General features: G+C 67.5%; 22 protein-coding genes. 15 read left to right on the top strand and 7 right to left on the bottom strand.

The window, feature by feature from the left end:
• Nucleotides 1–40: 40 nt before the first annotated feature.
• From VSR34_RS07260 to VSR34_RS07235, 6 genes are all read left to right on the top strand, one after another.
• On the top strand, nucleotides 41–1,141 hold the full coding sequence (locus tag VSR34_RS07260; RefSeq protein WP_051390779.1) for a c-type cytochrome: 1,101 nt from the start codon (nucleotides 41–43) through the stop codon (nucleotides 1,139–1,141).
• Nucleotides 1,138–3,723, top strand: a complete 2,586-nt coding sequence (gene ctaD, locus VSR34_RS07255; protein ID WP_342962210.1) for a cytochrome c oxidase subunit I — start codon at nucleotides 1,138–1,140, stop codon at nucleotides 3,721–3,723. The genes VSR34_RS07260 and ctaD overlap by 4 nt, the downstream gene beginning before the upstream one ends.
• A gap of 8 nt (nucleotides 3,724–3,731) precedes the next feature.
• A complete protein-coding gene (locus VSR34_RS07250) occupies nucleotides 3,732–4,061 on the top strand; it encodes a hypothetical protein (protein ID WP_028210612.1) in 330 nt (109 codons plus the stop codon).
• Nucleotides 4,052–5,014, top strand: coding sequence for a cytochrome c oxidase assembly protein (locus tag VSR34_RS07245; RefSeq protein WP_342962209.1), 963 nt, complete (start codon nucleotides 4,052–4,054; stop codon nucleotides 5,012–5,014). Before VSR34_RS07250 ends, VSR34_RS07245 begins: the two co-directional genes overlap by 10 nt.
• A 56-nt stretch (nucleotides 5,015–5,070) precedes the next feature.
• Nucleotides 5,071–6,414 carry a cytochrome c gene (locus tag VSR34_RS07240; protein ID WP_342962208.1) on the top strand — a complete coding sequence of 448 codons (1,344 nt, stop codon included), beginning with the start codon at nucleotides 5,071–5,073 and terminating at the stop codon, nucleotides 6,412–6,414.
• 166 nt (nucleotides 6,415–6,580) lie between these two features.
• Nucleotides 6,581–7,081, top strand: coding sequence for a GNAT family N-acetyltransferase (locus VSR34_RS07235; RefSeq protein WP_028210614.1), 501 nt, complete (start codon nucleotides 6,581–6,583; stop codon nucleotides 7,079–7,081).
• 49 nt (nucleotides 7,082–7,130) lie between these two features.
• On the opposite strand, the gene VSR34_RS07230 is transcribed toward VSR34_RS07235, so the two are convergent.
• Nucleotides 7,131–7,772, bottom strand: coding sequence for a UdgX family uracil-DNA binding protein (locus VSR34_RS07230; RefSeq protein WP_342962207.1), 642 nt, complete (start codon nucleotides 7,770–7,772; stop codon nucleotides 7,131–7,133).
• A 214-nt stretch (nucleotides 7,773–7,986) separates the two neighbouring features.
• On the opposite strand from VSR34_RS07230, the gene VSR34_RS07225 reads away from it, so the two are divergent.
• The 9 genes from VSR34_RS07225 (at nucleotide 7,987) to VSR34_RS07185 (ending at nucleotide 15,253) form a co-directional block, all read left to right on the top strand.
• On the top strand, nucleotides 7,987–9,159 hold the full coding sequence (locus VSR34_RS07225; RefSeq protein ID WP_063625069.1) for a glycosyltransferase family 4 protein: 1,173 nt from the start codon (nucleotides 7,987–7,989) through the stop codon (nucleotides 9,157–9,159).
• Between the two features lie 95 nt (nucleotides 9,160–9,254).
• On the top strand, nucleotides 9,255–10,289 hold the full coding sequence (locus VSR34_RS07220) for a flavodoxin family protein (RefSeq protein WP_028210616.1): 1,035 nt from the start codon (nucleotides 9,255–9,257) through the stop codon (nucleotides 10,287–10,289).
• Nucleotides 10,290–10,567: 278 nt separating this feature from the next.
• Nucleotides 10,568–11,008, top strand: coding sequence for an Hsp20/alpha crystallin family protein (locus VSR34_RS07215; protein ID WP_342962206.1), 441 nt, complete (start codon nucleotides 10,568–10,570; stop codon nucleotides 11,006–11,008).
• Nucleotides 11,009–11,042: 34 nt separating this feature from the next.
• Nucleotides 11,043–11,453, top strand: a complete 411-nt coding sequence (locus tag VSR34_RS07210) for an Hsp20/alpha crystallin family protein (protein WP_028210618.1) — start codon at nucleotides 11,043–11,045, stop codon at nucleotides 11,451–11,453.
• A 122-nt stretch (nucleotides 11,454–11,575) separates the two neighbouring features.
• Entirely contained in the window at nucleotides 11,576–11,878 is a 303-nt protein-coding gene (locus VSR34_RS07205; RefSeq protein ID WP_081715882.1) for a hypothetical protein, read from the top strand.
• Nucleotides 11,879–12,139: 261 nt separating this feature from the next.
• Nucleotides 12,140–12,496, top strand: a complete 357-nt coding sequence (locus tag VSR34_RS07200) for a hypothetical protein (protein ID WP_028210619.1) — start codon at nucleotides 12,140–12,142, stop codon at nucleotides 12,494–12,496.
• 164 nt (nucleotides 12,497–12,660) lie between these two features.
• Entirely contained in the window at nucleotides 12,661–12,858 is a 198-nt protein-coding gene (locus tag VSR34_RS07195) for a hypothetical protein (protein WP_028210620.1), read from the top strand.
• Between the two features lie 72 nt (nucleotides 12,859–12,930).
• Nucleotides 12,931–14,760 carry an ABC transporter ATP-binding protein gene (locus tag VSR34_RS07190; RefSeq protein ID WP_036018218.1) on the top strand — a complete coding sequence of 610 codons (1,830 nt, stop codon included), beginning with the start codon at nucleotides 12,931–12,933 and terminating at the stop codon, nucleotides 14,758–14,760.
• Nucleotides 14,761–14,971: 211 nt separating this feature from the next.
• Complete coding sequence (locus VSR34_RS07185; protein WP_036018293.1) at nucleotides 14,972–15,253, top strand: hypothetical protein; 282 nt, start codon at nucleotides 14,972–14,974, stop codon at nucleotides 15,251–15,253.
• An 83-nt stretch (nucleotides 15,254–15,336) separates the two neighbouring features.
• Here VSR34_RS07185 and VSR34_RS07180 read toward each other — a convergent pair whose 3' ends face one another.
• The 6 genes from VSR34_RS07180 to VSR34_RS07155 form a co-directional block, all read right to left on the bottom strand.
• Nucleotides 15,337–15,915: a pyridoxamine 5'-phosphate oxidase family protein gene (locus VSR34_RS07180; protein ID WP_342962205.1), complete on the bottom strand. Its 579-nt coding sequence runs from the start codon at nucleotides 15,913–15,915 to the stop codon at nucleotides 15,337–15,339.
• Between the two features lie 65 nt (nucleotides 15,916–15,980).
• Nucleotides 15,981–16,991: a UDP-glucuronic acid decarboxylase family protein gene (locus VSR34_RS07175; RefSeq protein ID WP_028229880.1), complete on the bottom strand. Its 1,011-nt coding sequence runs from the start codon at nucleotides 16,989–16,991 to the stop codon at nucleotides 15,981–15,983.
• A 36-nt stretch (nucleotides 16,992–17,027) separates the two neighbouring features.
• Nucleotides 17,028–17,984: a glycosyltransferase family 4 protein gene (locus VSR34_RS07170; RefSeq protein WP_028210625.1), complete on the bottom strand. Its 957-nt coding sequence runs from the start codon at nucleotides 17,982–17,984 to the stop codon at nucleotides 17,028–17,030.
• The gene (locus VSR34_RS07165) at nucleotides 17,981–19,120 is read right to left on the bottom strand and encodes a glycosyltransferase family 9 protein (protein ID WP_051390780.1); all 1,140 of its coding nucleotides are present in this window, start codon (nucleotides 19,118–19,120) and stop codon (nucleotides 17,981–17,983) included. The genes VSR34_RS07170 and VSR34_RS07165 overlap by 4 nt, the downstream gene beginning before the upstream one ends.
• The gene (locus VSR34_RS07160; protein WP_342962204.1) at nucleotides 19,120–20,181 is read right to left on the bottom strand and encodes a glycosyltransferase family A protein; all 1,062 of its coding nucleotides are present in this window, start codon (nucleotides 20,179–20,181) and stop codon (nucleotides 19,120–19,122) included. Before VSR34_RS07160 ends, VSR34_RS07165 begins: the two co-directional genes overlap by 1 nt.
• Entirely contained in the window at nucleotides 20,178–21,935 is a 1,758-nt protein-coding gene (locus VSR34_RS07155; RefSeq protein ID WP_028229883.1) for a carbamoyltransferase C-terminal domain-containing protein, read from the bottom strand. Before VSR34_RS07155 ends, VSR34_RS07160 begins: the two co-directional genes overlap by 4 nt.
• Between the last annotated feature and the right edge of the window lie 42 nt (nucleotides 21,936–21,977).

Genomic DNA, 21,977 nt, shown 5'->3' with positions numbered 1-21,977 from the left:
GCTGGCGGACTCGACCAGGTGACGCCGAGGCTGCGCGTTTATGACAACCCCGTTTGTGACGACCCGGCCGGCAGGCCCTCGCCATTCGCGGCGACGCAAGGCCAGCGGCGCACCCGGCGTGGCGTTGGCTGCGCTCGCCTCGTTCGCGCCGCTCGCCGCTCGCGCCGAGCCTCAGCAGAACGCGCTGCGGCCGGCAGGCGTGCAGGCCGCGCATATCCTGGCGCTGTGGAACCTCACGCTCGTGGTATGCGGCATCGTGTTCACGGCTGTCGTGCTCGCGGCGCTCGTCGCGCTCGCGCGCCGCGGGCGCCGTGGCCTGCATGGCGCCGCGCCGCCCGATCTCACGCCGCTTGCGAACCCCGAACCTCGCACGCGGCGCGTCGTCGTCTCGCTCAGCCTCGTTTCGGTCGTGGTGCTGGTCGGCCTCATCGTGGCCGATGTTGCGACCGACCGCGCGCTGTCCGACCTGCCCGTCGACCGCCCGCTGCGTATCGAGCTGACGGGCGAGCAGTGGTGGTGGCAGGCCGTCTATGCGGGCGAGGGCGGCCGGCCCGCGTTCGTCACCGCGAATGAACTGCACGTGCCGGTGGGCCGTCCCGTGGTCGTGTCGCTCAAGGCCGGCGACGTGATCCACAGCTTCTGGGTGCCGAACCTGCACGGCAAGAAAGACATGCTGCCGGGCCTCGATTCGACGATCGAATTCCGCGCCGACCAGGCAGGGGCCTACAGAGGCCAATGCGCGCAGTTCTGCGGCGCCGAACACGCGCTGATGGCGATGCTGGTGGTGGCCGATGCGCCCGCGCACTACGCGGCGTGGGCCGATCATCAAGCCGCCCCGGCGCGTTCGAACGCATTGGCCGATGCCGTCGCGCAGCGCGGCCGCGACGTGTTCGAAAGCGCGACGTGCGCGGGCTGCCATACGGTGCGCGGCACGAGCGCGCAAGGCGCGCTGGGTCCGGACCTCACGCACCTGATGAGCCGCCAGACCCTCGCGGCCGGCGTGCTCGCCAATACGCCCGGCAATCTCGCGGACTGGATTCGCAACCCGCAAGCCGTGAAGCCCGGCACGCTGATGCCGACGGTCGCGCTATCCGACACCGATCTTCACGCGCTCGTTCAATGGCTGGGCACACTGCAATGAGCACGACACGCGAACCCCTCGTCGACGCGAGCGCCCTCACCACGCTCAAGGACGGCCCCGAAGCCACGGACGAAGTCCGCGCCGCGCTGGCCGGGACCTGGCGCGATCCACCCGGCGTGATCGGCTGGCTTTCGGCGATCAACCACAAGACGATCGCCACGCGCTTCATCGCCACCACGTTCCTGTTCTTCCTGCTGGCGGGCGTGTTCGCGCTCATGATCCGCACGCAGCTCGCGCGCCCCGACAGCCGCCTGATCGGCCCCGAACTCTACGACCAGCTCTTCACCATGCACGGCACGGCGATGATGTTCCTGTTCGCCGTGCCCGTCATGCAGGCCGTGGCGGGCTGGACGATCCCGCTCATGATCGGCGCGCGCAGCGTCGCGTTTCCGCGCATGAACGCCTATGCGTACTGGGTGTTCCTGTTCGGCGGGCTTACGTTGTTCGTGGCGTTCGCACTGGGCTCCGGGCCGCGCTCTGGATGGTTCAGCTACGTGCCGCTTTCGGGGCCGAACTACGCGCCGGGCAAGGGCTCGGACATCTGGGCGCAGATGATCACCTTCACCGAGCTTGCCGCGCTGCTCGAAGCCGTGATCCTCATCACGACGATCCTCAAGATGCGCGCGCCGGGCATGTCGCTGAACCGCCTGCCGCTCTTCGCGTGGGCCACGCTCGTCACGCAGTTCATGGTGATCTTCGCGATGCCCGCCATCATGCTCGCGAGCACGGCGCTCATTCTCGACCGCGAAGTGGGCACGCAGTTCTACAACCCCGCGCAAGGCGGCGATGTGCTGCTCTGGCAGCATCTGTTCTGGTTCTTCGGGCACCCGGAGGTCTACCTGATATTCATCCCCGCGCTGGGCTTCATGTCGGCGATCATCGAGACGTTCTCGCGCCGTCCCATCTTCGGCTACACGGCGATGGTGCTCTCGCTGATCGCGACGGCCTTTCTCGCGTTCGGGCTCTGGGTGCATCACATGTTCGCGACCACGGTGCCCGAACTCGGCAAGAGCTTCTTCACGACGGCGAGCGTGCTGATCGCGGTGCCTTCGGGCGTGCAGATCTACTGCTGGCTAGCGACGCTGCTCACGGGCCGGCTGCATCTGCGCGTGCCGCTTTACTTCGTGCTCGCGTTCTTCTTCGTGCTCGTGCTCGGCGGCATGACGGGCATCATGCTCGGGTCGGTGCCGCTCGATCTGCAGATCCACGACACGTACTTCGTGGTCGCGCACCTGCATTACGTGCTGATAGGCGGCGCGGTGTTTCCGCTCTTCGGCGTCATCTACTACTGGTTCCCGAAAATGACAGGACGCCTCCTCGACGAGCGGCTTGGGCTCTGGCACTTCTGGCTCTTCTTCGTCGGCTTCAACGTCACGTTCTTTCCCATGCATCTGCTGGGCCTGCACGGCATGCCGCGGCGCGTGTGGACCTATCCGCAGGCGATGGGCTGGGGCCCGATGAATCTCTGCGCCACCATCGGCGCCTACCTGCTCGGCGCCGGCGTGCTCGTGTTCCTCTACAACGTGTTGCGCAGCCGCCTGCGCGGCAAGGCGGCGCCGCCCGACCCCTGGGGCGGGGCGACGCTCGAATGGTGCTCGGCCAGCCCGCCGCCGCCGCACAACTTCGACGCGCTGCCCGTCGTGCAGAGCCGCACGCCCGGCTGGGAGCCGGCGTGCGAACCGGCCGGCGTGGCCGGTCTCGCGGCCGGCGCGCGCGAGGTGCTGACCACGAGCGCGCTCGACGCGATACCCGAGACGCGACCGTTGTTTCCGCAACCATCGATCTGGCCGTTCATTTCGGCGATCGCGACGACGGTGTTCTTCATCGGCTCGATCTACACGCCCACCGCCGTCTGGTGGGGGACCGTGCCCGTCGCTGTCGCGCTGATCGCATGGTTCTGGCCGAGTCGGCGCGAGAACCGCATCGCCACGGCGCTAGAACGGTGGCCGGGGCGCGGGCCAAACGCGGCGCGCGTCGCCGGCGAGCCCGCCGCGCTCGACGTGCGGGAACTGCCGAGCTTCGACTTCAGCCACCGCAGCCTCATGTGGTGGGCCACGGCGGGGCTCATGCTGATCGAAGGGACGGTGTTCGCCATCGCCATCGGCATGTACTTCTATCTGCGCAACGTGAACGCGGCGTGGCCGCTGAACGCGCCGCCGCCGGGGCTCGTCTGGGGCACGCTGAACACGGCCGTGCTGCTCGCGAGCCTCGTGCCGAACGAGATCTCCCGGCGCGCCGCCCTGCGCGGCGACCGCGAGGGCGCGCGGCTGTGGCTTGCCGTGTGCTTCGTGTTCGGCATTGCGTTTCTCGTGCTGCGCGGCTTCGAGTTCACGACGCTCAATGTGATGTGGTACGCGAATGCCTATGGCTCGATCGTCTGGCTTCTGCTGGGTCTGCATACCACGCACCTCGTCACGGACGCCGTGGACACGGCGGTGCTCGTCGCGCTGCTGTACAGGGGGCCGTTCGAGGGCAAGCGGCTCGTCGATACGAGCGAGAACGCGATCTACTGGTACTTCGTGGTACTGAGCTGGCTGCCGATCTATGCGGTGGTCTACCTGGCGCCACGGGTTCATCTGTGAGGGCTGGGATGCGAACGTGGCTCGGACTGCTGGCGGCGCCGTTTCTCGTGCTCGGCGTGCAGGGCGCCGATTACGCGCTGATCCAGCTTGCGTGCGCGACGGGCAGCGACCTGCCGCTGCACCTGGTGAGCGCGGCCGCGCTGCTGTTCTCGCTCGCGGCGGCGTGCCTCGCGTGGCGGCGCTGGCGCGAGACGGCCCACGCCGGCGATGCGAGCTATGCGACGGGCGGGGCCCGCCCGGCGTTCTTCGCTTCGATGGCGGCCATCGTCGCCGCGTTCTGCGCGCTCGTTCAACTGATGATGTGGTTCCCGCAATGGTGGCTGCCCGCATGTCGATGACCGGTCGTTCGCTTCGCTTCGCGGTTTCGTGGCCTGCGTGCGCCGGCCTCGGCCTCGCGCTGCCTGCGCACGCGCATGGGCTTGCCGTGCCGCCCGACGGGGCGATTTCGTTCGGCTGGGATTTCGCGCCGTGGGTGGCCGTGCTGTTGGGCGTCAGTTTGCTCGCTTACGTGGCAGGCCTCGCGCGCGTAGCCGTTCGCGGCGGCGGCACCGCGCGCAGCGTGCGCCTGCGCCAGGCCGCGGCGTTTCTCGCTGGCTGGCTCTTTCTTTTAGTGGCGTTGTGCTCGCCGCTCGATACGTTGAGCGGCGCGCTCTTCTCCGCGCACATGGTCCAGCACGAAACGCTGATGCTGATCGCGGCACCGCTGTGCGTACTGGGCCGCCCGCTCGGCATCTGGATGTGGGCGCTGCCCCATCGCGCGCGGCTAGCGGTTGGCGTGGCGATCCGGTCCGCCGCGTTCTGCGCGATCTGGCGCGCGGCGAGCGCGCCGCTCACCGCATGGCTGCTCCAGGCCGTGGCGCTCTGGGCCTGGCACGCGCCGAAGCTCTTCGAAGCCGCGCTGCGCAATTCCGCCGTGCATTCGCTGCAGCATGCGAGCTTTTTCGTGACTTCGCTGCTGTTCTGGTGGAGCGTGTTCGGCGAGGGCGCGCACCGGCGCACGGGCGGGCCCGCCATGCTCTCGCTCTTCACGACGATGGTTCACACGAGCGCCCTGGGCGCGCTGATCGCGCTCTCGCCGGGGCTCTGGTATCCGTCGTACATCGAAACGTGCAGCGCGCTCGGCGTCGATCCGCTGCACGATCAGCAACTGGGCGGCCTCATCATGTGGGTGCCGGGCGCGGCCGCGTATCTCATAGGAGGACTGACGATTGCGGGGCGCTGGCTCACCGCGCAGCGCGCCACGACGTTCCTCGCGCAGACCGGCTTCGTCCGGCGGGACGGTGCGCCATGAAGCGGGCCATAAAGCGGGCCATAAAACGGCCCATGAAGCGGCCTATGAAGCGGCCTATGAAGCGGCCTATGAAGCGCACCATGAAGCGGCGCGCAAAAGCGGCGGCGGTGTGCGCGATGGTGATCGCGGCGGCCGCGCTGTTCGCGCGACGCGACGCGCTTCACGCGCAAGGGGCGAACGCATCGGCGCTGCCCGCGGACCCCGCGACGCTCGCGCGCGGCGCGTACCTCGCGAAGGCCGGCGACTGCGCGGGGTGCCACACGGCAGTGCAGGGCGGCGCGCCGTTCGCGGGCGGCCAGGGGCTGGGCTCGCCGTTCGGCACCATCATGTCGACGAATATCACGCCCGATCCGCAATACGGCATCGGCCGCTACACGTTCGACGAATTCGCGCGGGCGCTGCGCGAAGGCGTGGCGCGCGGCGGCAAGCGCCTCTATCCGGCGATGCCTTATGCGTCGTTCGCGAAGGTCAGCGACGACGACCTGCGCGCGCTCTATGCGTACATCATGCACGGCGTCGCGCCCGTCGCGCGGCCCGCACCGCCTTCAGACGTCGCGTTCCCGTTCAACCAGCGTTGGGCGCTGCGCTTCTGGCAATGGACGTTCGTTCCGCGCGGCATCTACTCAGACAAACCGGGACACGACGCGCAATGGAACCGCGGCGCCTACCTCGTGCAAGGACTCGGCCACTGTGGCTCCTGCCATACGCCGCGCGGCGCGGCGTATCAGGAACGCGGCTACGACGAAGGCTCGCCCGAATATCTGGTGGGCGGCGTCAACGATCACTGGTTCGCGGCGAACCTCACCGGCGACGCGGGATCGGGTCTCGGCCGCCTGAGCGAGGCGCAGATCGCGTCGTTCCTCAAGACGGGGCACGGTGCGGGCGCGGTCGCATACGGCACGATGGTCGCGCAGGTGGAGGACAGCACGCAGTACCTGAGCGACGCCGACCTCGCCGCCGTCGCTCACTACCTGAAGGGCCTGCCCGCGCAGCAGCCTTCGGGCACGTGGACGCCCGGCCGCGACCAACCGCACTCGCCCTCGAACGGCAACCGCATCGCGTCGTCGCTCACGCCCGGCAAGGACGTCTATGGCTCGTTCTGCGCGCGCTGCCATCGCGAAGACGGCAGCGGCGTGCCGCATGCCTTCCCCGCGCTCGCCGGCAATCCTTCAGTGCTGACCGAGGACACGACTTCGCTGATCCGCCTGCTCGTGGAGGGCGGCAACAGCCCGTCCACGCTCACGGGCCCGCCGCGCCAGGCGATGCCGGGCTTCGTGGGCACGCTCGCCGACGTTCAGATCGCCAACGTGCTCACCTATATCCGCAGCGCGTGGGGCAACGACGCGCAGCCGATCACGACGAACGACGTGAGCACGCTGCGCCAGGCGTTGCACAAGTAAAACGCGAAGCCGGAGGAATGCACCGTGCGCGAAAAAGCACGAACGCTTGCGGCGCACCACGCGATGGCCTGGCGCTCCGGCGGCGCGTGGCGGGCGGCGCGCGGCTAGCGACAGCGGCACTGCACTTGCGCTGCGTGAGGAGGACTGGCTTGGGAGGGCACTGACAATGGATGAGTCATCGGTCGTCGCCATGGTGCGGCGGGAAGACCCCGGCACGCCCGACGCGGCCGTGCTGCTCGACGAATTGAGCGCGATGATCGCGCTGTACTGCGGCGACGGCGCGCAAAGGCACTTTCAGCCCGAGGACGTGCGCCTCGCGCGCAGCGCGTTCGTGGTGGCGAGGACGATGGATGGGCTGGCGATCGGCTGCGGCGCGCTGCGGCGCTTCTCGTTCGAGGTGGCCGAATTCAAGCGCATTTACCGGCGGCCCGAGTGGGCCGGGGCCGGCGCGGCGGTGCTGCGTCATCTGGAGCGGCTGGCCGTGGCGATGGGGTATCGGCGCGTGATCCTGCAGACGCGGGAAGCGAATCGCCGCGCCATAGCGTTTTATCTGCGGCATGGCTACGAGCCTATCGCGCCTTATGGGGAATATACGGCCATGCGCGATGCGCGGTGTTTCGGAAAAGTTCTGGCGCCGGGAGGAACGGCGCCATCACCATCGATGTGACCGCGCCGCCCGAGCGAAAAGCGAAACCTCTCGACGTGCGAGCTCGAAATCAACGGCGGCGCAGCAACGCGTGCGCGCGGCGCAGCGCTTCGACGATATGGGCGCGGGCTTCGTCGCGCGCCGCCGGATCGGGCGCGCGCAGCACGTAGGAGGGATGCCACGTGGCGATCACGGTGCGCGCGCCGGCCTTCGCGGTCTGGTCCATCCAGGCGTTCAGGCGCGCATGTGGATCGCCCAGCACGGCGCGCAGCGCCGTCGCCCCGAGCGCTACGATCACCTTCGGCTGCACGTTCGCGATCTCGCGTTCGAGCCAGTAGGCGCAGGCTTCGACTTCGCGCTGGGCCGGCGTGCGATGCAGGCGGCGCTTGCCGCGCAGTTCCCATTTGAAGTGCTTGACCGCGTTGGTCACATAGACGGTTTCGCGGACGATGCCGGCCTCGGCAAGGGCACTGTCGAGCAGGCGTCCGGCCGGGCCGACGAAGGGCAGGCCCGCGCGGTCTTCGCTGTCGCCGGGTTGTTCGCCGACGAGCATCAGCGTGGCGGGCGCGTCGCCCGCGCCGGGCACGGCCTGCGTGGCGTCGCGCCAGAGCGCGCAGCGGCGGCATGCGTCGAGCGATTCGGGTTGCTGTTGCGGATCGACGTCGGCACCTGCGGACGCGGGGCGCGGCGATCGCTTCGGCCTGGTCGGCATGCGGTTGTCTCCGTCGCGGTTGCGTGCGTCGCGTTCTCACGCGCTCGTGGCGCGATTGCCCTTGCATTCGCGCGATTGCATCGCGTGCAAGCGAATCGAGACACACATCGTCTGAGCAGCAACTGCCGTGCCGCTCTCCCGCTCAGGCGCCGCACACGTCGGGAACGTTCAATGCGGAACATCGAATGTCCCGCCGATTCCGTGAGCCAATCCCATGCGTATTGCCCAGGTTGCCCCGCTCTACGAACGCGTGCCGCCCGCGCGCTACGGCGCCACTGAGCGGATCGTCCACTACCTGACCGAGGCGCTCGTCGCGCGCGGCCACGAGGTGACGCTGTTCGCGAGCGCCGATTCCCTCACCGCGGCCTCGCTCGTGCCGTGCTGTCCGCGCCCGCTGTGGCACGACCGCGAGGTCACGGATACGCTCGTCCATCACGTCGCGCAGCTCGAACGCGTGGCCGCGCGCGCCCACGAATTCGACGTCGTTCACTTCCATACGGAGCCGCTGCACCTGCCGCTCGTGCGCCACCTGAACGTGGCGACGGTCACGACGCTGCATGGCGTGATCCGCCGCCGCGACCTGGGCGCGCTGCTGGACGTCTCGCGCGACGCGCCGCTCGTTTCGATCTCGCATGCGCAGCGCGGCTGTGCACCGCATGCGAACTGGCTCGCGACGATCGCGCACGGTTTGCCGCTCGACGCCTTCGCGCCGGGCGCCGGTCACGACGGCTACCTGCTATGGATGGGCCGCATGATGCCGGGCAAAGGCCCCGATACGGCGATCGACATCGCGCGCCGCGCCGGCAAGCCGCTGAAGATGGCGGCCGCCGTGCATCCGGGCGAGCGGGCCTGGTTCGACGAACGCATGCGGCCGTTGCTCGCGCGTCATGCCGGCTGTGTCGACTATCTGGGCGAAGTGGGGGGAGAGCCGCGCGCCGCGCTGCTGCGCCGCGCCGAGGCACTCCTCGTGCCCATCGCCTGGGACGAGCCGTTCGGCCTCGTCATGATCGAGGCGCTGGCGAGCGGAACGCCCGTGATCGCTTACCGGCGCGGCGCGGTGCCCGAGGTGATCGAAGACGGCGTGAGCGGGTTCATCGTCGAAGGCGTGGGGGCCGCGGTCGAGGCGGTCGCGCGACTCCCATCGCTTTCCCGCGCGCGCTGCCGCGCCGCGTTCGAAGGACGCTTCACGGCGGCGCGCATGTGCGAGGACTATCTGCGCGCGTACGGGGCGCTGCTGGAACGTCGCGCATCGGGTCAAGAAGCTTGCCGCGAAGTACGCGATGAAGCGGGCCACGAAGCAGGCCACGAGGCAGATCATGCAGCAAGCCACGAAGCAGGCCACGAAGCAGGCGACAAACCGGTTCGCACGACGCCTGCGCCAGCCTGAATGCCCGACGCCTCGCACAAGGAGAAGCCATCATGCCGAAAACATCCGCCGAACAAGCCGCCGGTCTCGTGCGCAAGGGGCAAACCGAAGAGGGCGTGCCGCGCGACGTGTTTCGCGCGCGCTTCATGGCGCGCTTCTACGACCCCGCGTTTCGCGGCGAAGACGCGGCGCTCGAGCGCCTCGAGGCCATCGCGTGGGACGCTTACAGCGAAGGGCGCAAGGCGCCCGTCACGTCTCGGGCGGGCGAGGGCTACGCCGATCCCGACTACGCGCTCTCCACCGAGTGGCGTGCGGCGCGTGAACGCATCGACGCGGCGCAGCACCGCCAGCGTTCGGCCGGCACGCCGTCGCGCATCCTCGTCGTCAATGCGTCCTCGCGCAACGACTACACCTGCCCAGGAGAGATGTCGAAGAGCTTCCGGCTCGCGAAGATCTGCGAACGCGAGATCGAGCAGGCCGGCGTGGAAGCCGATCTGCTCGACCTTTCGCGGCTCACCGCCGAGCCCGATCTGCACATTCACCCGTGCAAGGGCTGTGTCTCGACGGCGATGCCGCTTTGTCACTGGCCCTGTAGCTGCTATCCCAATCATTCGCTCAACCAGATCAACGACTGGATGGCCGAGATCTACGAGCGCTTCGCGGCCTGCCACGGCGCGATCTTCGTCACGCCCGTCTACTGGTATCAGGTGAGCAGTCCGCTCAAGCTGATGATGGACCGGCTCGTCTGCGCGGACGGCGGCAATCCGGACCCGACGTCCACGCACGGCAAGCATCCGGACGAAGCCAAGGCGCTCGAACTGTCGGGCTGGCACTTTCCGAAGCATCTGGCGGGGCGCGCGTATGGCGCGATCGTGCACGGCGACGTGGCCGGTATCGAGGACACGCGCCGCGCGCTCGCCGACTGGCTCGACTGGATGGGCTGGATCGATGCGGGCGCGTCGGCGCGCCTCGACCGCATGGTGGGCTACTACGAGCCCTATGCGACCTCGCACCAAACGCTCGATGCGGACGAGCGCTTCCAGCAGGAAGTGGCGAACGTGGCGCGCGCCGTGGTCAAGGCCGTGACGGCGCTGCGCGCGGGCAAGCTCCATCGCGCCGACGAAGGCATCGAGCCGCCACGCGCGAAGTGACGCGAACCGTCGTTCGTGCGCGGCGGCTTGCTGCGTCTCCTTTGGGATCGAAGCGAGGACGACTTCGAGCCAGCTGGAAAGGTCCATGAAGCCTCCGTGACATGCTGCGGGGCCTCTTGAAATTTCCGTTCCATGCGCTATTTTATTCATCGCTCAGGCAGTCGCGACAAGCGCTGCGTGTTTCGATTTGTTTGTCGGCGGGGCTTCCCACGGCAGGCGGACTGGAGCGCGTGGTTCCATTCGTCTTCCGTGCCGGCCCCGGTTTCAAGGAGCCAGTCATGAGCGATCCCTTCTTCAGCACTGATCTGCTGGGCGAATTCGACCGCCTGCAACGGCAGATGGCCAGTCTCTTTCCGGGCTTTCCCGCAAGCCTGCGCGCGATGCGCAGCGAGACATTTCCGCCTCTCAACATCGGCAGCACCGACGACAGCGTCGAGATCGTCGCGTTCGCGCCGGGACTCGACCCGTCAGCGATCGACGTCTCGATCGACAAAGGGCTGCTCACGATCAGTGGCGAGCGCAAGCCGCCCGAGAGCCGGTCGGGAGACGATACGCGCGTGTACGCGAGCGAGCGCTTCATGGGCGCGTTCCGGCGCGTCGTCGAACTGCCGCAGCACGCCGACCCCGACAAGGTCAACGCGCGTTATGTGAACGGATGCCTGACGATCAGCGTCGGACGTTCCGAGGCGTCGAAGCCGCGCGCGATCACCGTGCAGTGAGCCCGGCGTGAACCATGCGATCACGGAGGACATCATGAACGACAGCACTGAACTGACCCGTGCGGCGCACAACGAGGTCGCCGCGCGCGAGACCGGCGAATCCGCGCAGCAGGTCACCCGCATTACCCCGCCGGTGGACGTGTTCGAGGACAGCCGCGGCATCACGCTGTATGCGGACCTGCCGGGCGTGCCGCGCGAGAAGCTCGACGTGCGCGTGCAGGACGGCAATCTGACCATCGAGGCAGAGGCGGTGATCCCCATGCCATCCGGGCTGCGCCTGCAGCATGGCGAAGTGCGCCACCCGCACTTTCGGCGAGCCTTCACGCTCAGCCCCGACTTCGACGTTTCGCGCATCGATGCGCAACTGCGCGATGGCGTGCTGAGGCTCACCATTCCTCGCCGCGAAGAAGCGAAGCCGCGACGTATCGAGGTGAGGGTTGACTAGGCCGGAAGGGTCGTGCGGCGCGGGCCGCCGGGTTCGCGCCGCTGCACGCCGCCAGGCGCCGCTCGTATCGTTTTTCTGCACCGTGCCCCAGTTCACGGTTTCATTCTTGACGGGAGACGGCAATGCTCAGTCCACATGAATTCGCAACGCTGATGCTGGTTCGTCAGGCCCCGGACCAGCTCGACATGAACCGCGCCGAACTCGACGCGCTGCTGGAGCGGCAACTGGTGATGCTCGAACATAGCGCCGCGGGCCGGCGCCGCGCGCATCTGACCGAAAGGGGGCGGACCGTGCTCGACGTGCTGCATCCGGAAAGCGTCGAGCGCCGAACTCGCGCGCCTGGGGCATATGCACGCGCCGACGACAACGATGTGCCGTCCCGGGCCGCCACGACGGATATCGTGGTGCCGCAAGGCGGGGGCTGATCAAGGGCGCGTTTCGCCGGACGGCGGGCGTTTGCAGCATTCGCGCGCAGGCATTTCTGCGGCCATCCGACCCCGCCGCGCCGTTGGCACTCCGCAAGGCGCGGCTATCCAGGCAAGCGCCTTGCTGCCACCCGTGTGGCAAGGGAAAAGACGGACCCGGCGATGCCTTCGTTTCCCCGGTGTGGCGGGGCTGTCCGTAAAGCTGAACTTACGAACAGCGGCCTTGTGTGTACTTTGGGGCCTTCCGTGGAATATGCTCGTATGAGCCACATCGAAGCATTTATCCGCCAGAACCGTCACTGCATGGGAGACACGATGGTGGTCCAAAGGCTCACAATCCGCGCCGCATCCGGCAAGCTCAAGGTCATCCCGGTATGGCGATGCCTCGCACAAAGCGGCGCCAAGGTCGTTCGGTGGAACGCGTGTGCCGATCGCGGCACGGGCGTGGACTCGATGACCATCGACATTCTCGAAATCGATCCTGGCCGCGTGGGGGAGATGAGTACCACGCTGGCACCGCTCGAAATGAGCGTGACGACTTTGAATTTGACGGTGATATCGAGTCCCGCATCCGCCCATGATGCGGAAGACTCGAGCGAGGCAGCGGATTCGCTCTGAACCCGACTTTCGGGTTCAACGCCAGCGATGCCCGGAACCGATCGCCGCTCGCGGCTCGTTCCGCGCACGGCGAGCGCTCGCGATTTCATGCCTTTCAGGCGAACGACAATCAGGACAATCAGGACGGAAGGAATCCGCCGATACAGAAAATTCAGGAGACGCAGGTGCTGAGCCCTCACGAATTTGCGACGCTCATGCTGGTCAAGGCGTCGCCAGATCAGATCGACATGGACCGCGGCGAACTCGACACGCTGCTCGAACAACAACTCGTAGCACTCGAGAGCCTCCCTACCGGCATGCGCCGGCCGCGCGTGACGGATCAAGGCGAATTCCTGCTTCAGGCGATCACGCGAAAACGTTGACGGGTGTCGGTTCCGCCGCTTTGGGAACGATCTGTGCGGGACTTCGGAACGGCCGCAAGCGGGGGCGTTCCGATGATCACGACAGATGCAGGCATGGCAGACGGCGGGCACCGGCCCGATACGCTCGGGCGGCGCGCGAAGACGCTCATTCAGTACGCGAACCATCCTTTGCGCCTGCTATGGCGGTACGTCCGCGCCCATCCGTACGGGCATGCGCTGGTCGTCTCGTCCATCGCCGCGGCCGTGGGCTGTGCGCTCGGGGCGCAGTTCGCGATCCGCGATCTCATCGATGCATTGCCCGCAGGCCACGAGCATCCCTCGCGCGTCGTGGGCGCCTTTCTCGTCATCGTTGCGCTGCTGTTCGCCGATAACCTCCTCTGGCGTCTGGCGGGGCTGGCCGGTGTGCGAACCTTCGTCGCGGTAACGGGCGACGTGCGGCGCGAGCTGTTCGGCTATCTCACCGGCCATTCGCCCGCCTACTTTTCGAACGCGCAGCCGGGCACGCTGGCAAGCCGGATTTCCGCCACGGCCAACGCCATTTTCACGATCGAGAATACGTCGGCGTGGAGCGCCATTCCAACCTTGCTGACGGTGCTGGGATCCGTCGTGCTCATCGGCTGGGTAAACGTCGGGATGGCCTTCGCGCTCGTCGTGATTTCCGCTCTCATGACGGTGTTCCTGTTCTGGCTCGCGAGAAGGGGCAGTGAGCGGCATTTGGATTTTGCTTCATGGGCGGCTTCCGTCGATGGCGAACTGGTCGATCTGCTCGGCAACATGCCGACCATCAAAGCCTTCGATGCAACGGCGCGCGAATGCCTGCGCTTCGGCAACTTTCTCAACAACGAAATCCGCTCGCGCCAATCGTCATTGCGTCACCTCGAAAAACTCAGGATCGTGCACGCCGTTCTCACGGTGCTGCTGTCGGGCTCGCTGCTCGGCTGGGTCGTCTGGCTCTGGACCGTGGAGCGGGCCACCACGGGCGATGTCGTGCTCGTGAGTTCGCTCGGATTCGCCATTTTGCATGGCACGCGCGACCTCGCCGTCGCACTGGTGGATATGACCCAGCATGTGGCGCGGCTTGCCGACGCCGCGCAATTCCTGCTCGTTCCGCGTGAGATGGAGCAACGGGTGGGCGTGCCGAACCTGGAAGTTCGCGACGCGAATATCGACTTCGAGAATATTTCGTTTTCCTATCCAGGCCGGCGTCGTGTGCTGGACCACTTCAGCCTTCATATCGATGCGGGACAACGTGTGGGTCTCGTCGGACCGTCCGGCGCGGGAAAGAGCACGGTGCTCGCGCTGCTGCTTCGCTGGTTCGATCCGCCATTGGGAGCGGGCGCGGTATGCATTTCCGGACAGCGCCTCGCGGACGTCAACCTGAAGAGCCTGCACGATGCGGTGAGTTTCGTGCCGCAGGACATTTCGCTCTTCAACCGCTCGCTGCTGGATAACCTGCGCTACGGCCGCCCCGAAGCGACGGAAGAGGAAGTGCTGCAGGCCTGCGAGCACGCAGGCTGCCTCGATTTGATCCGCTCGTTGCCGGAGGGTTTGCACACGGCCGTAGGCGAACGCGGCGCGCGCCTCTCGGGCGGGCAACGGCAGCGTATCGCGATCGCGCGCGCCTTTCTGAAAGACGCGCCGATCCTGTTGCTCGACGAAGCGACCTCGGCACTCGACAGCGCCTCGGAAGCCGTGGTCCAGGCCGCGCTGGACAAGCTCATGAAAGGGCGCACGGTCGTTGCCATCGCACATCGCCTTTCGACGCTGCAAAACTTCGATCGCATCGTCGTCATTCAGGACGGGCGGCTCGTGGACGATGGGCCACCCGGGGAACTGGCGTGCCGGCCTGGCATTTATCGCGATGTCCTGCTTCGCCGCGAATACGCGAAGGCGATGGGTTGACTCGCGAGATGCTGCGTCGCTGCGGTGCCCGCATGATCGAGGCGATGCACGAACCTCTCGTGCCCGGCATGGGCCTTGCGGGATGCGAGTGCTGCCGCCTGAGATGGCGACCGCCGTGCCCGACGTTCAGCACAGTGGTTGGCAACTCGATCCCGGCGGCGTCGACATCATCAAGCAAGCGGGTTTTCGAATCGATAGCACGGAGGAAAATATGAAGACGACGAAGAGTCACCTTATCGCCGCACTGGCGTGTCTCGCACTTTCCGGCGGCGCCTTTGCGCAAGCGGGCGGCGGCACCGCTGGCGGAAGCGGGGGCGGCAGCGGCAGCAGCGGCGGCGGCACGGGCATGAGCGCGCCGCAATCAGGCGGTCCGACGGCTACGGAGTCCAACGCCCAGGGCGCCGACACGCTCGGCAATTCCGGCCCGTCGACCACCAACAAGAAGATGCGGCACCACAAGGCGGCACATGCCAACGCTGCCTCGACGGAGTGAGCGCTCTTGAACGCGCCCGGCGCCTTGCGCTGGGCGCGTTGCAACGAGTCGCACACGGGGTAATCGGGGCCGCACGCCGGCGATCAGGGAGCGATCCAGCCGGAGACCCATGTCTCGCCAGCGCGTACGAAACGCGCTCGTTCGGGACGATCCCCGGCCGAGAGATCGAGCCACTCGAGGCAGGCGGCTTGAACCTCGACGACGCAAAAGTGTTTCAGTCCTTCCTCGGGGCCCGGAATGCCCGGCTGCGTGCCGAACGCATCGCAGGGCTGGCTCATCGGCGAGCCCGGCGCGAGCAGCGTGCGATACGCCACCAGACTTCGATCGTCGCTGGAATGCCAGGCGTCGACTCTCGCCGGCCCATCGCGGATGATGCGAGCCTCGCCGTGCACGCGAATTTGCAGGTTGCGGTCCGTATCGACAGCCACTAGCGCGATGCGCGGCTCCCGGCTCAGTGCGGCGACTTTCGGCGAACGCAAATCCGTGTGGAACGTCAGCAGGTTTTGCGCTTCGCACACGCTTCGCAGCAACACGGTGCGCACGTCAGGCGCGCCGTCGAGGCCGATCGTCGCGACCTGCATCGCCTTGAAGGGTTGCGGACCCTCGCGGGTTGCGGCGGCGAGACATTGCCATAGCCGCGTATAGATCCGTTCGAGACACATGGGCTGATGTCCTCTGGCCGGTCATGGAGTGCCTGCGGAAAGACCCCCCGTCGTGAATCCCCTGGTCAGAAACCCGCCGCCGGCGCTGGAACCCGCTCCGCATGCATGTTCGCTGCATCGGCGCGATTGGCGACCAGACGCCGGAAGTACGCAATGGTCGCGTCGAGGCCCGCGTCGAGCGAGGTGTGCGGCGTCCAGCCGAGCAGCGTGCGCGCGCGTTCGATCGAAGGGCAGCGACGGCATGGATCGTCCACGGGCAGCGGGGCAAAGGCGATCGTCGACTTCGAACCCGCCAGTGCGATGACGCGTCGTGCGGTGTCGAGCATCGATATTTCCTCGGGATTGCCCATGTTCACGGGGCCCGTGGGCGGCGTCGCGCACGCCATCATGCGCATGAGTCCGTCGATCAGGTCGTCGACGTAGCAGAAGCAGCGTGTTTGCGAGCCGTCGCCGTAGACGGTCAGCGGTTCGCCCGCGAGCGCCTGCATGACGAAGTTCGAAATCACCCGGCCGTCGCGCGGATGCATGCGCGGCCCGAACGTGTTGAAGATCCGCACGATGCGCACGTCGAGCCCATGCTGGCGCAGGTAGTCCATGCACAGCGTTTCGGCGCAGCGCTTGCCTTCGTCGTAGCACGAGCGCGGACCGATGGGATTCACATGCCCCCAGTAGTCTTCCGTTTGCGGATGGCTGCGCGCGTCGCCGTACACCTCGCTCGTGGATGCCTGCAGGAGCTTCGCGCGCACGCGCTTGGCGAGCCCGAGCATGTTGATCGCGCCGTGCACGCTCGTCTTCGTCGTCTGCACGGGATCATGCTGATAGTGAACCGGCGAGGCGGGGCACGCCAGGTTGTAGATCTCGTCCACTTCGACATAGAGCGGAAACGTCACGTCGTGGCGCATCAGCTCGAAATTGGCGTTATCGAGCAGATGCGCCACGTTGCGCTTCGAACCCGTGTAGAAGTTGTCGACGCACAGCACGTCGTGGCCTTGCATCACGAGCCGCTCGCACAGGTGCGAGCCGAGAAAGCCCGCGCCACCCGTCACGAGAATACGTTTGCGGATCAGTTCTTTCACGTTTGCCGTCCTTTGGAAAGTTGGCGAGACCGCCGCTCATGCCGCGACTTCGCGCAAGGCGAGATCCCAGTCGTGCGCGAAGCGGCCTATGTTGTAGCGTTCCAGCGCGGTGCGCCGCGCGCCTTCGCCGAGCCGCCGCGCGAGCGCCGGGTCGTCGATGAGCGCGCGCATGCGCTCGACGAGCCGCTCGACGCGCGTATCGACGAAGCCGTTCTCGCCGTCGCGTATCACCGTTGCGAGCTCCGTCGTCGCGAGCCCGACGATGGGCATCCCCACCGTCATCGCTTCGACGATGGCAAGACCGAGGCTCGTCCAGCGAATCGGATTGAAGAAGAACCGGTAGCGCGAAACGAACCTTGCCAGCTCGACGTTGGAAATCTCGCCGATGCCGCCAAGGCTTTGCGCATCCATGCCGACGAGGTCGAGCGGGACGTCCCGCCGCACGCGTTCGAACACATCGGCGCCCAGCCGTCTGCCACGCTCGCGCAAATGATTGACGACGACGATGCCGCGCCGCAGCTGGCCCGAATAGCGCGCGTTTCCGGGTACGAGTACGCCGTGCTCGATCACCCGTGTGGGTGTGCGGCCGCTATCCCACATCAGCGCGTTGAAGGGCGTGACGTGCACGAGCAATGCGCCGCGATCGTTGACCCAATGGCGCTGCGCGAAAGGCGCTTCCTGCGGCGGGTCATGTTCGATGTACACGCGTGGCAGCCGGCGTTGCAGATCGCTGAGAAGTTCGAAGCGGTCGCGTTCCCAATGACTGCGGTGCTGATACACGACCACGTCGAAATCGCCCGATGCGACGTCTTCGGTCAGCACCTCGTGGACGTTCGCGCCCCAGGGCAGCACGCCTGCGCGTCCGGCGTAGCCCGCCGGCCGTCCGGGCTTCGTCACGACGTGGAATTCGTGGGGCGCCTGTGTGAGGTAGTAGAGGTAGTTGCCATGAACGTGCCAGGTGAGCACGCGCAAGGGCCGCGAATTTCGCATCAGCATGCCCGGCTCCTCCTTGTCGTTGCGGCCTCGGCGTATGCGCCGCGCGCGAAGGCCGGCGCGCTCATGTCGAGGAGATGCGCTTGCGCAAGCGCTGCGACCTGTTCGGCCGTCACGTTCAGCGCGCATGAATGGTCGTATGGGCAGGTGTGGAACGAGCAGGGGCGGCAAGCGGGCCAGTCGGCGATCACGCGGTGCCGCGCGTGATCGAGCGGCGCCCAGCGCCGCGTGTCGCTTCCCGAGGCGATCACCACGCTGGGCGTGCGCATGGCCGCGGCCACGTGCGAGATGCCCGTGTCGTTGCACACCACGAGCCGCGCCATTTCGACCAGCGCCGCGAGCGCGCCGAGCGTGGTCTCGCCCGCGAGATGGTGGGCCGTCTGCGTCATGGCGCCGAGCACGCTCGCCGTGAGTTCGCGTTCGCGCGTGGTGCCGGTGACGGCGATCTGCCAGCCCTCGAACGCCAGCGTGTCGGCGACGGCGGCGAAGCGCGCGGCGGGCCAGCGCCGCGAGGGCAACTGCGCGCCCGGATGCACGAGCACGAGGCGCGCCGGATCGAGCCCGAAATGGCCCACGATGTCGGCGCACGCGGCGCGGTCCGCTTCGTGCAGCGGAAACCAGAGCGCGTCTTCACGCAGCGCCTGGCCCCGCGCGCCCAGTGCATGCATGAGCGCGAGGTAGCGCTGCGATTCGGGCAGCACATCGGGCCACGGCAGGTAGCAGCCTGGCGGCGGCTTTTCGCCAGGCTGCGTGAAGCCCGCGAGCGCGCCCGCGCCAAACGCGTCGACGAGCGTGTTCGCCACGCCGCCGCTGCCGTGGAGCTGGATCGCGAGGTCGAAGCAGCGCGTGCGCATGGCGTCGAGAAAGGCGGGCAGATCGCGCTCGTCCTCGGCTTGTTCGGGAAAGCCGCGCGCGCCGGGAAAGACGATCATTTCGTCGATCAGCATCGGATAGCGCGACACGAAGTCGTGCGCCCACGGCAGGCCCACGAGGGCGATGTGCGCATCGGGGCAGGTGGCGCGCAGGGCGCGCAGCGCGGGGACGCTGCAGAGCATGTCGCCGAGCTGCAGCGCGCGGAAGACGACGATGCGCCGTGGCGCGAGCGCGTCGAGAAAGGAGGGCATGGGCGCATCCATCAGAGGAACCACACGCGGTAACGAACGGCTCCCTGGAGCCGCCAGAAGATCGATAGAAACGGAATCCACAGCGACGTCCAGATCATTTCGCCCACATGGCGTGCATCGTGGCGCGTATCGCGCAAGCGGCGTGCGCAGAACACAGCCGTGAGCGCGAACCATGCGGTGAGCGCGGCCAGCGCAATCTTCGGCTGCCCGCATGCCAGCGCGACAGCGAATGCGAGCGCACTGATAAGCACACCATAGTAAAGTAGCGGCGGCCCCGAGCCGATGCGTTCGCGATAAAGCGCGGGATGCTTGCGAAACAGCAGCGCCTCGAAGCGGCTCTTGCGTTGCTGTGCGAGACTCACGCCCCAGCGGGCGGGGCGCACGGGGTGCATGACCACGGCGTCGTCGGCGCGCACGATTCGAGCGCCCGCTTGCAGCATGGCGAAATGCAGGTCCGAATCCTCGCGCCAGGCCGCCGTGAATCGTTCGTCGAAGCCGCGCACCCGCACCAGCGTCGCGCGTTGCACGAACGCGTTGGCGGTGGCGAATTCGGCGTGCGCGAGGCCGCTCGCGTCGCGCTCGTAATCGCTTGGCGGATCGCCCAGCGGCATGACGATGCGGCCCGCCGCGGCCTCGGCATGCGCGAGCGCCGCGAGTCCGGCTCGCAGCCAGCCTCGATCCGGCACGGTGTCGTCGTCGGTGAAGGCGATGAGCGGCGCGCGCGCGGCGCGCCAGCCCGCGTTGCGCGCCGCCGCCGGCCCCTGGGTCTCGCGTACCGGGAGGTAACGCACGTCCAGGCCGCGCGGCCCATGCTGCGCCGCTGCGCGCTCGACCACGGCGCGGGTGGCATCGCTCGGGCCGTCGTCGCAGACGATGATCTCGTAGTCGTCGGGCGCGAGGTCTTGTGCGCACAGCGCGGCGAGACACGATTCGAGCAGCGCAGGACGGCGGTACGTGGGTACGACCACGGCAATGCGCACATGCTCCAGCAGCGCGCCCGGGTAGCCGTCGAACACCGGCGCTTCGGCGCCGATGGGCCGCGCCTCGCGCAGCTCGACGTCGGTGGGCCTCATGCGCGCGCCTCGCGCTTGCGAACCAGGAACGGGCCGATGACGAGTGCATCGAGCGGCGAGGTCCAGAACGATTCGAGCGCGTCGCGCGGGGAGTTCACCATCGGCTCGCCGCGCGTATTGAACGACGTGTTGACGAGCACGGGCACGCCGGTGCGCCGCTCGAACGCTGCGACCAGGTCGTAGTAGAGCGGATGCTGATCGCGGTTGACGGTCTGGATGCGCGCGGTGCCGTCGACGTGGCGCACGGCCGGAATGCGATCGGCCTTCTCGGGCCGCACGTCGAAGATGAACAGCATGAACGGCGCGCGCTTCCCGCCCACGAACCATTCGGCGGCCCGTTCTTCGAGCACGACCGGCGCGACGGGGCGAAAGTCCTCACGGTCCTTGATCTCGTTGAGCTTCGCCTGCATGCCGGGGTCGATCGGCGAGGCGAGGATCGAACGGGCGCCCAGGGCGCGCGGACCGAACTCGGTGCGCCCCTGAAACCATCCGATCACCTGGCCTTCGGCGAGCAGTTGCGCGGCTTCCTCGGCGATGTTGTCGAGGCGCCGGTAGGGCGTCTTCGACCAGCGCAGGAATTGCTCGATGGTCTGATCGTCGAAGGCGGGGCCGAGGTAGGCGTGGTCCATTTGCCAGTGCCGCGCGACGGGCTCGCCCGCTGTCTGCGCGGCGTCGCCGCGCAGGCGGTAGTCGGTCCAGAGCGCCGCACCGAGCGCGGTGCCCGCGTCGCCCGCCGCGGGCTGAACCCAGATGTCATCGAATGGGCCGTTGTCGCGCACGTACGAATTCATCACGCAGTTGAGCGCGACGCCGCCCGCCATGCACAGTTTCGAAAGGCCCGTGCGGGCGTGGAGCCAGCGCACCATCTCCAGCACGGTTTCTTCGAGCACGCGCTGCAGCGAAGCGGCGATATCGAAGTGGCGCTGCTCCAGCGGGCCGCCGCGCTCGCGCGGCACGCCGAAGCGGTCGACGAGATGCGGGTCGGCCACCGTGTAATGACCGTTGCCGTTGTACTGCACGATCTCGCGGAACTGATCGAGATAGCGCGGCTCGCCGAACGAGGCGAGTGCCATGACCTTGTACTCGTCGGAGGAATGCAGGAAACCCAGCCAGCCCGTCACGGATTCGTAGAGGAGTCCGAGCGAATGCGGCAGCTCCACCTGGGTGATGCGTTTGTACCGTCCGCCGCGGAATTCGCCCAGGCTCGTCGTCACGCCTTCGCCGCGTCCGTCCATGGTCAGCACGGCGCATTCGTCGAAGGGGCTCGCGAGGAAGGCGCTCGCTTCGTGCGCGAGATGGTGCTCGACGTTGTGCCACGCAAAGCCGTGTTCCCGGTCCACCCCCGCAAAGCGTTTGCGCAGATGATGCGGTGCGCCGTCCAGCAATTGCGCGCGGGCGTTCACGATATAGGTGAGGAAGAGCGGATCCCAGGGCGAGGCGTTCGTCTCCATGCGCGCACGCGACGGATCGAGCGGCAACGCAATCGTCGCGCCCGGTTTCGCCGGCATGTCGGGAAACAGCGCAGGATCGTACGAGTAGGCGACGTGATCGACTTCGGCGAGCGTGATGTTGGCCTCCTTGAGGCAGGCATCGATGGCGTCGAAGGGCAGTTGCCATGTCGAGAACGGCACGGGTCGCTTGGCGTGCTTGACGTGTGTGAAGCGCTCGTCTTCGGCGGCGGCGATCACCACGCCGTCGTGGACCAGTGCGGCGGCGCTGTCGTGGTAGACGGCGTTGATTCCGAGGGTATACATGAACGGTCTCCCGTTGCGGACGGCCATGCTGGCATGGGGCTG

The organism is Paraburkholderia sp. JHI2823 (genome assembly GCF_038900695.1).
Lineage (GTDB): Bacteria > Pseudomonadota > Gammaproteobacteria > Burkholderiales > Burkholderiaceae > Paraburkholderia > Paraburkholderia mimosarum.
This window is presented reverse-complemented; position numbering and strand designations above follow the sequence as displayed.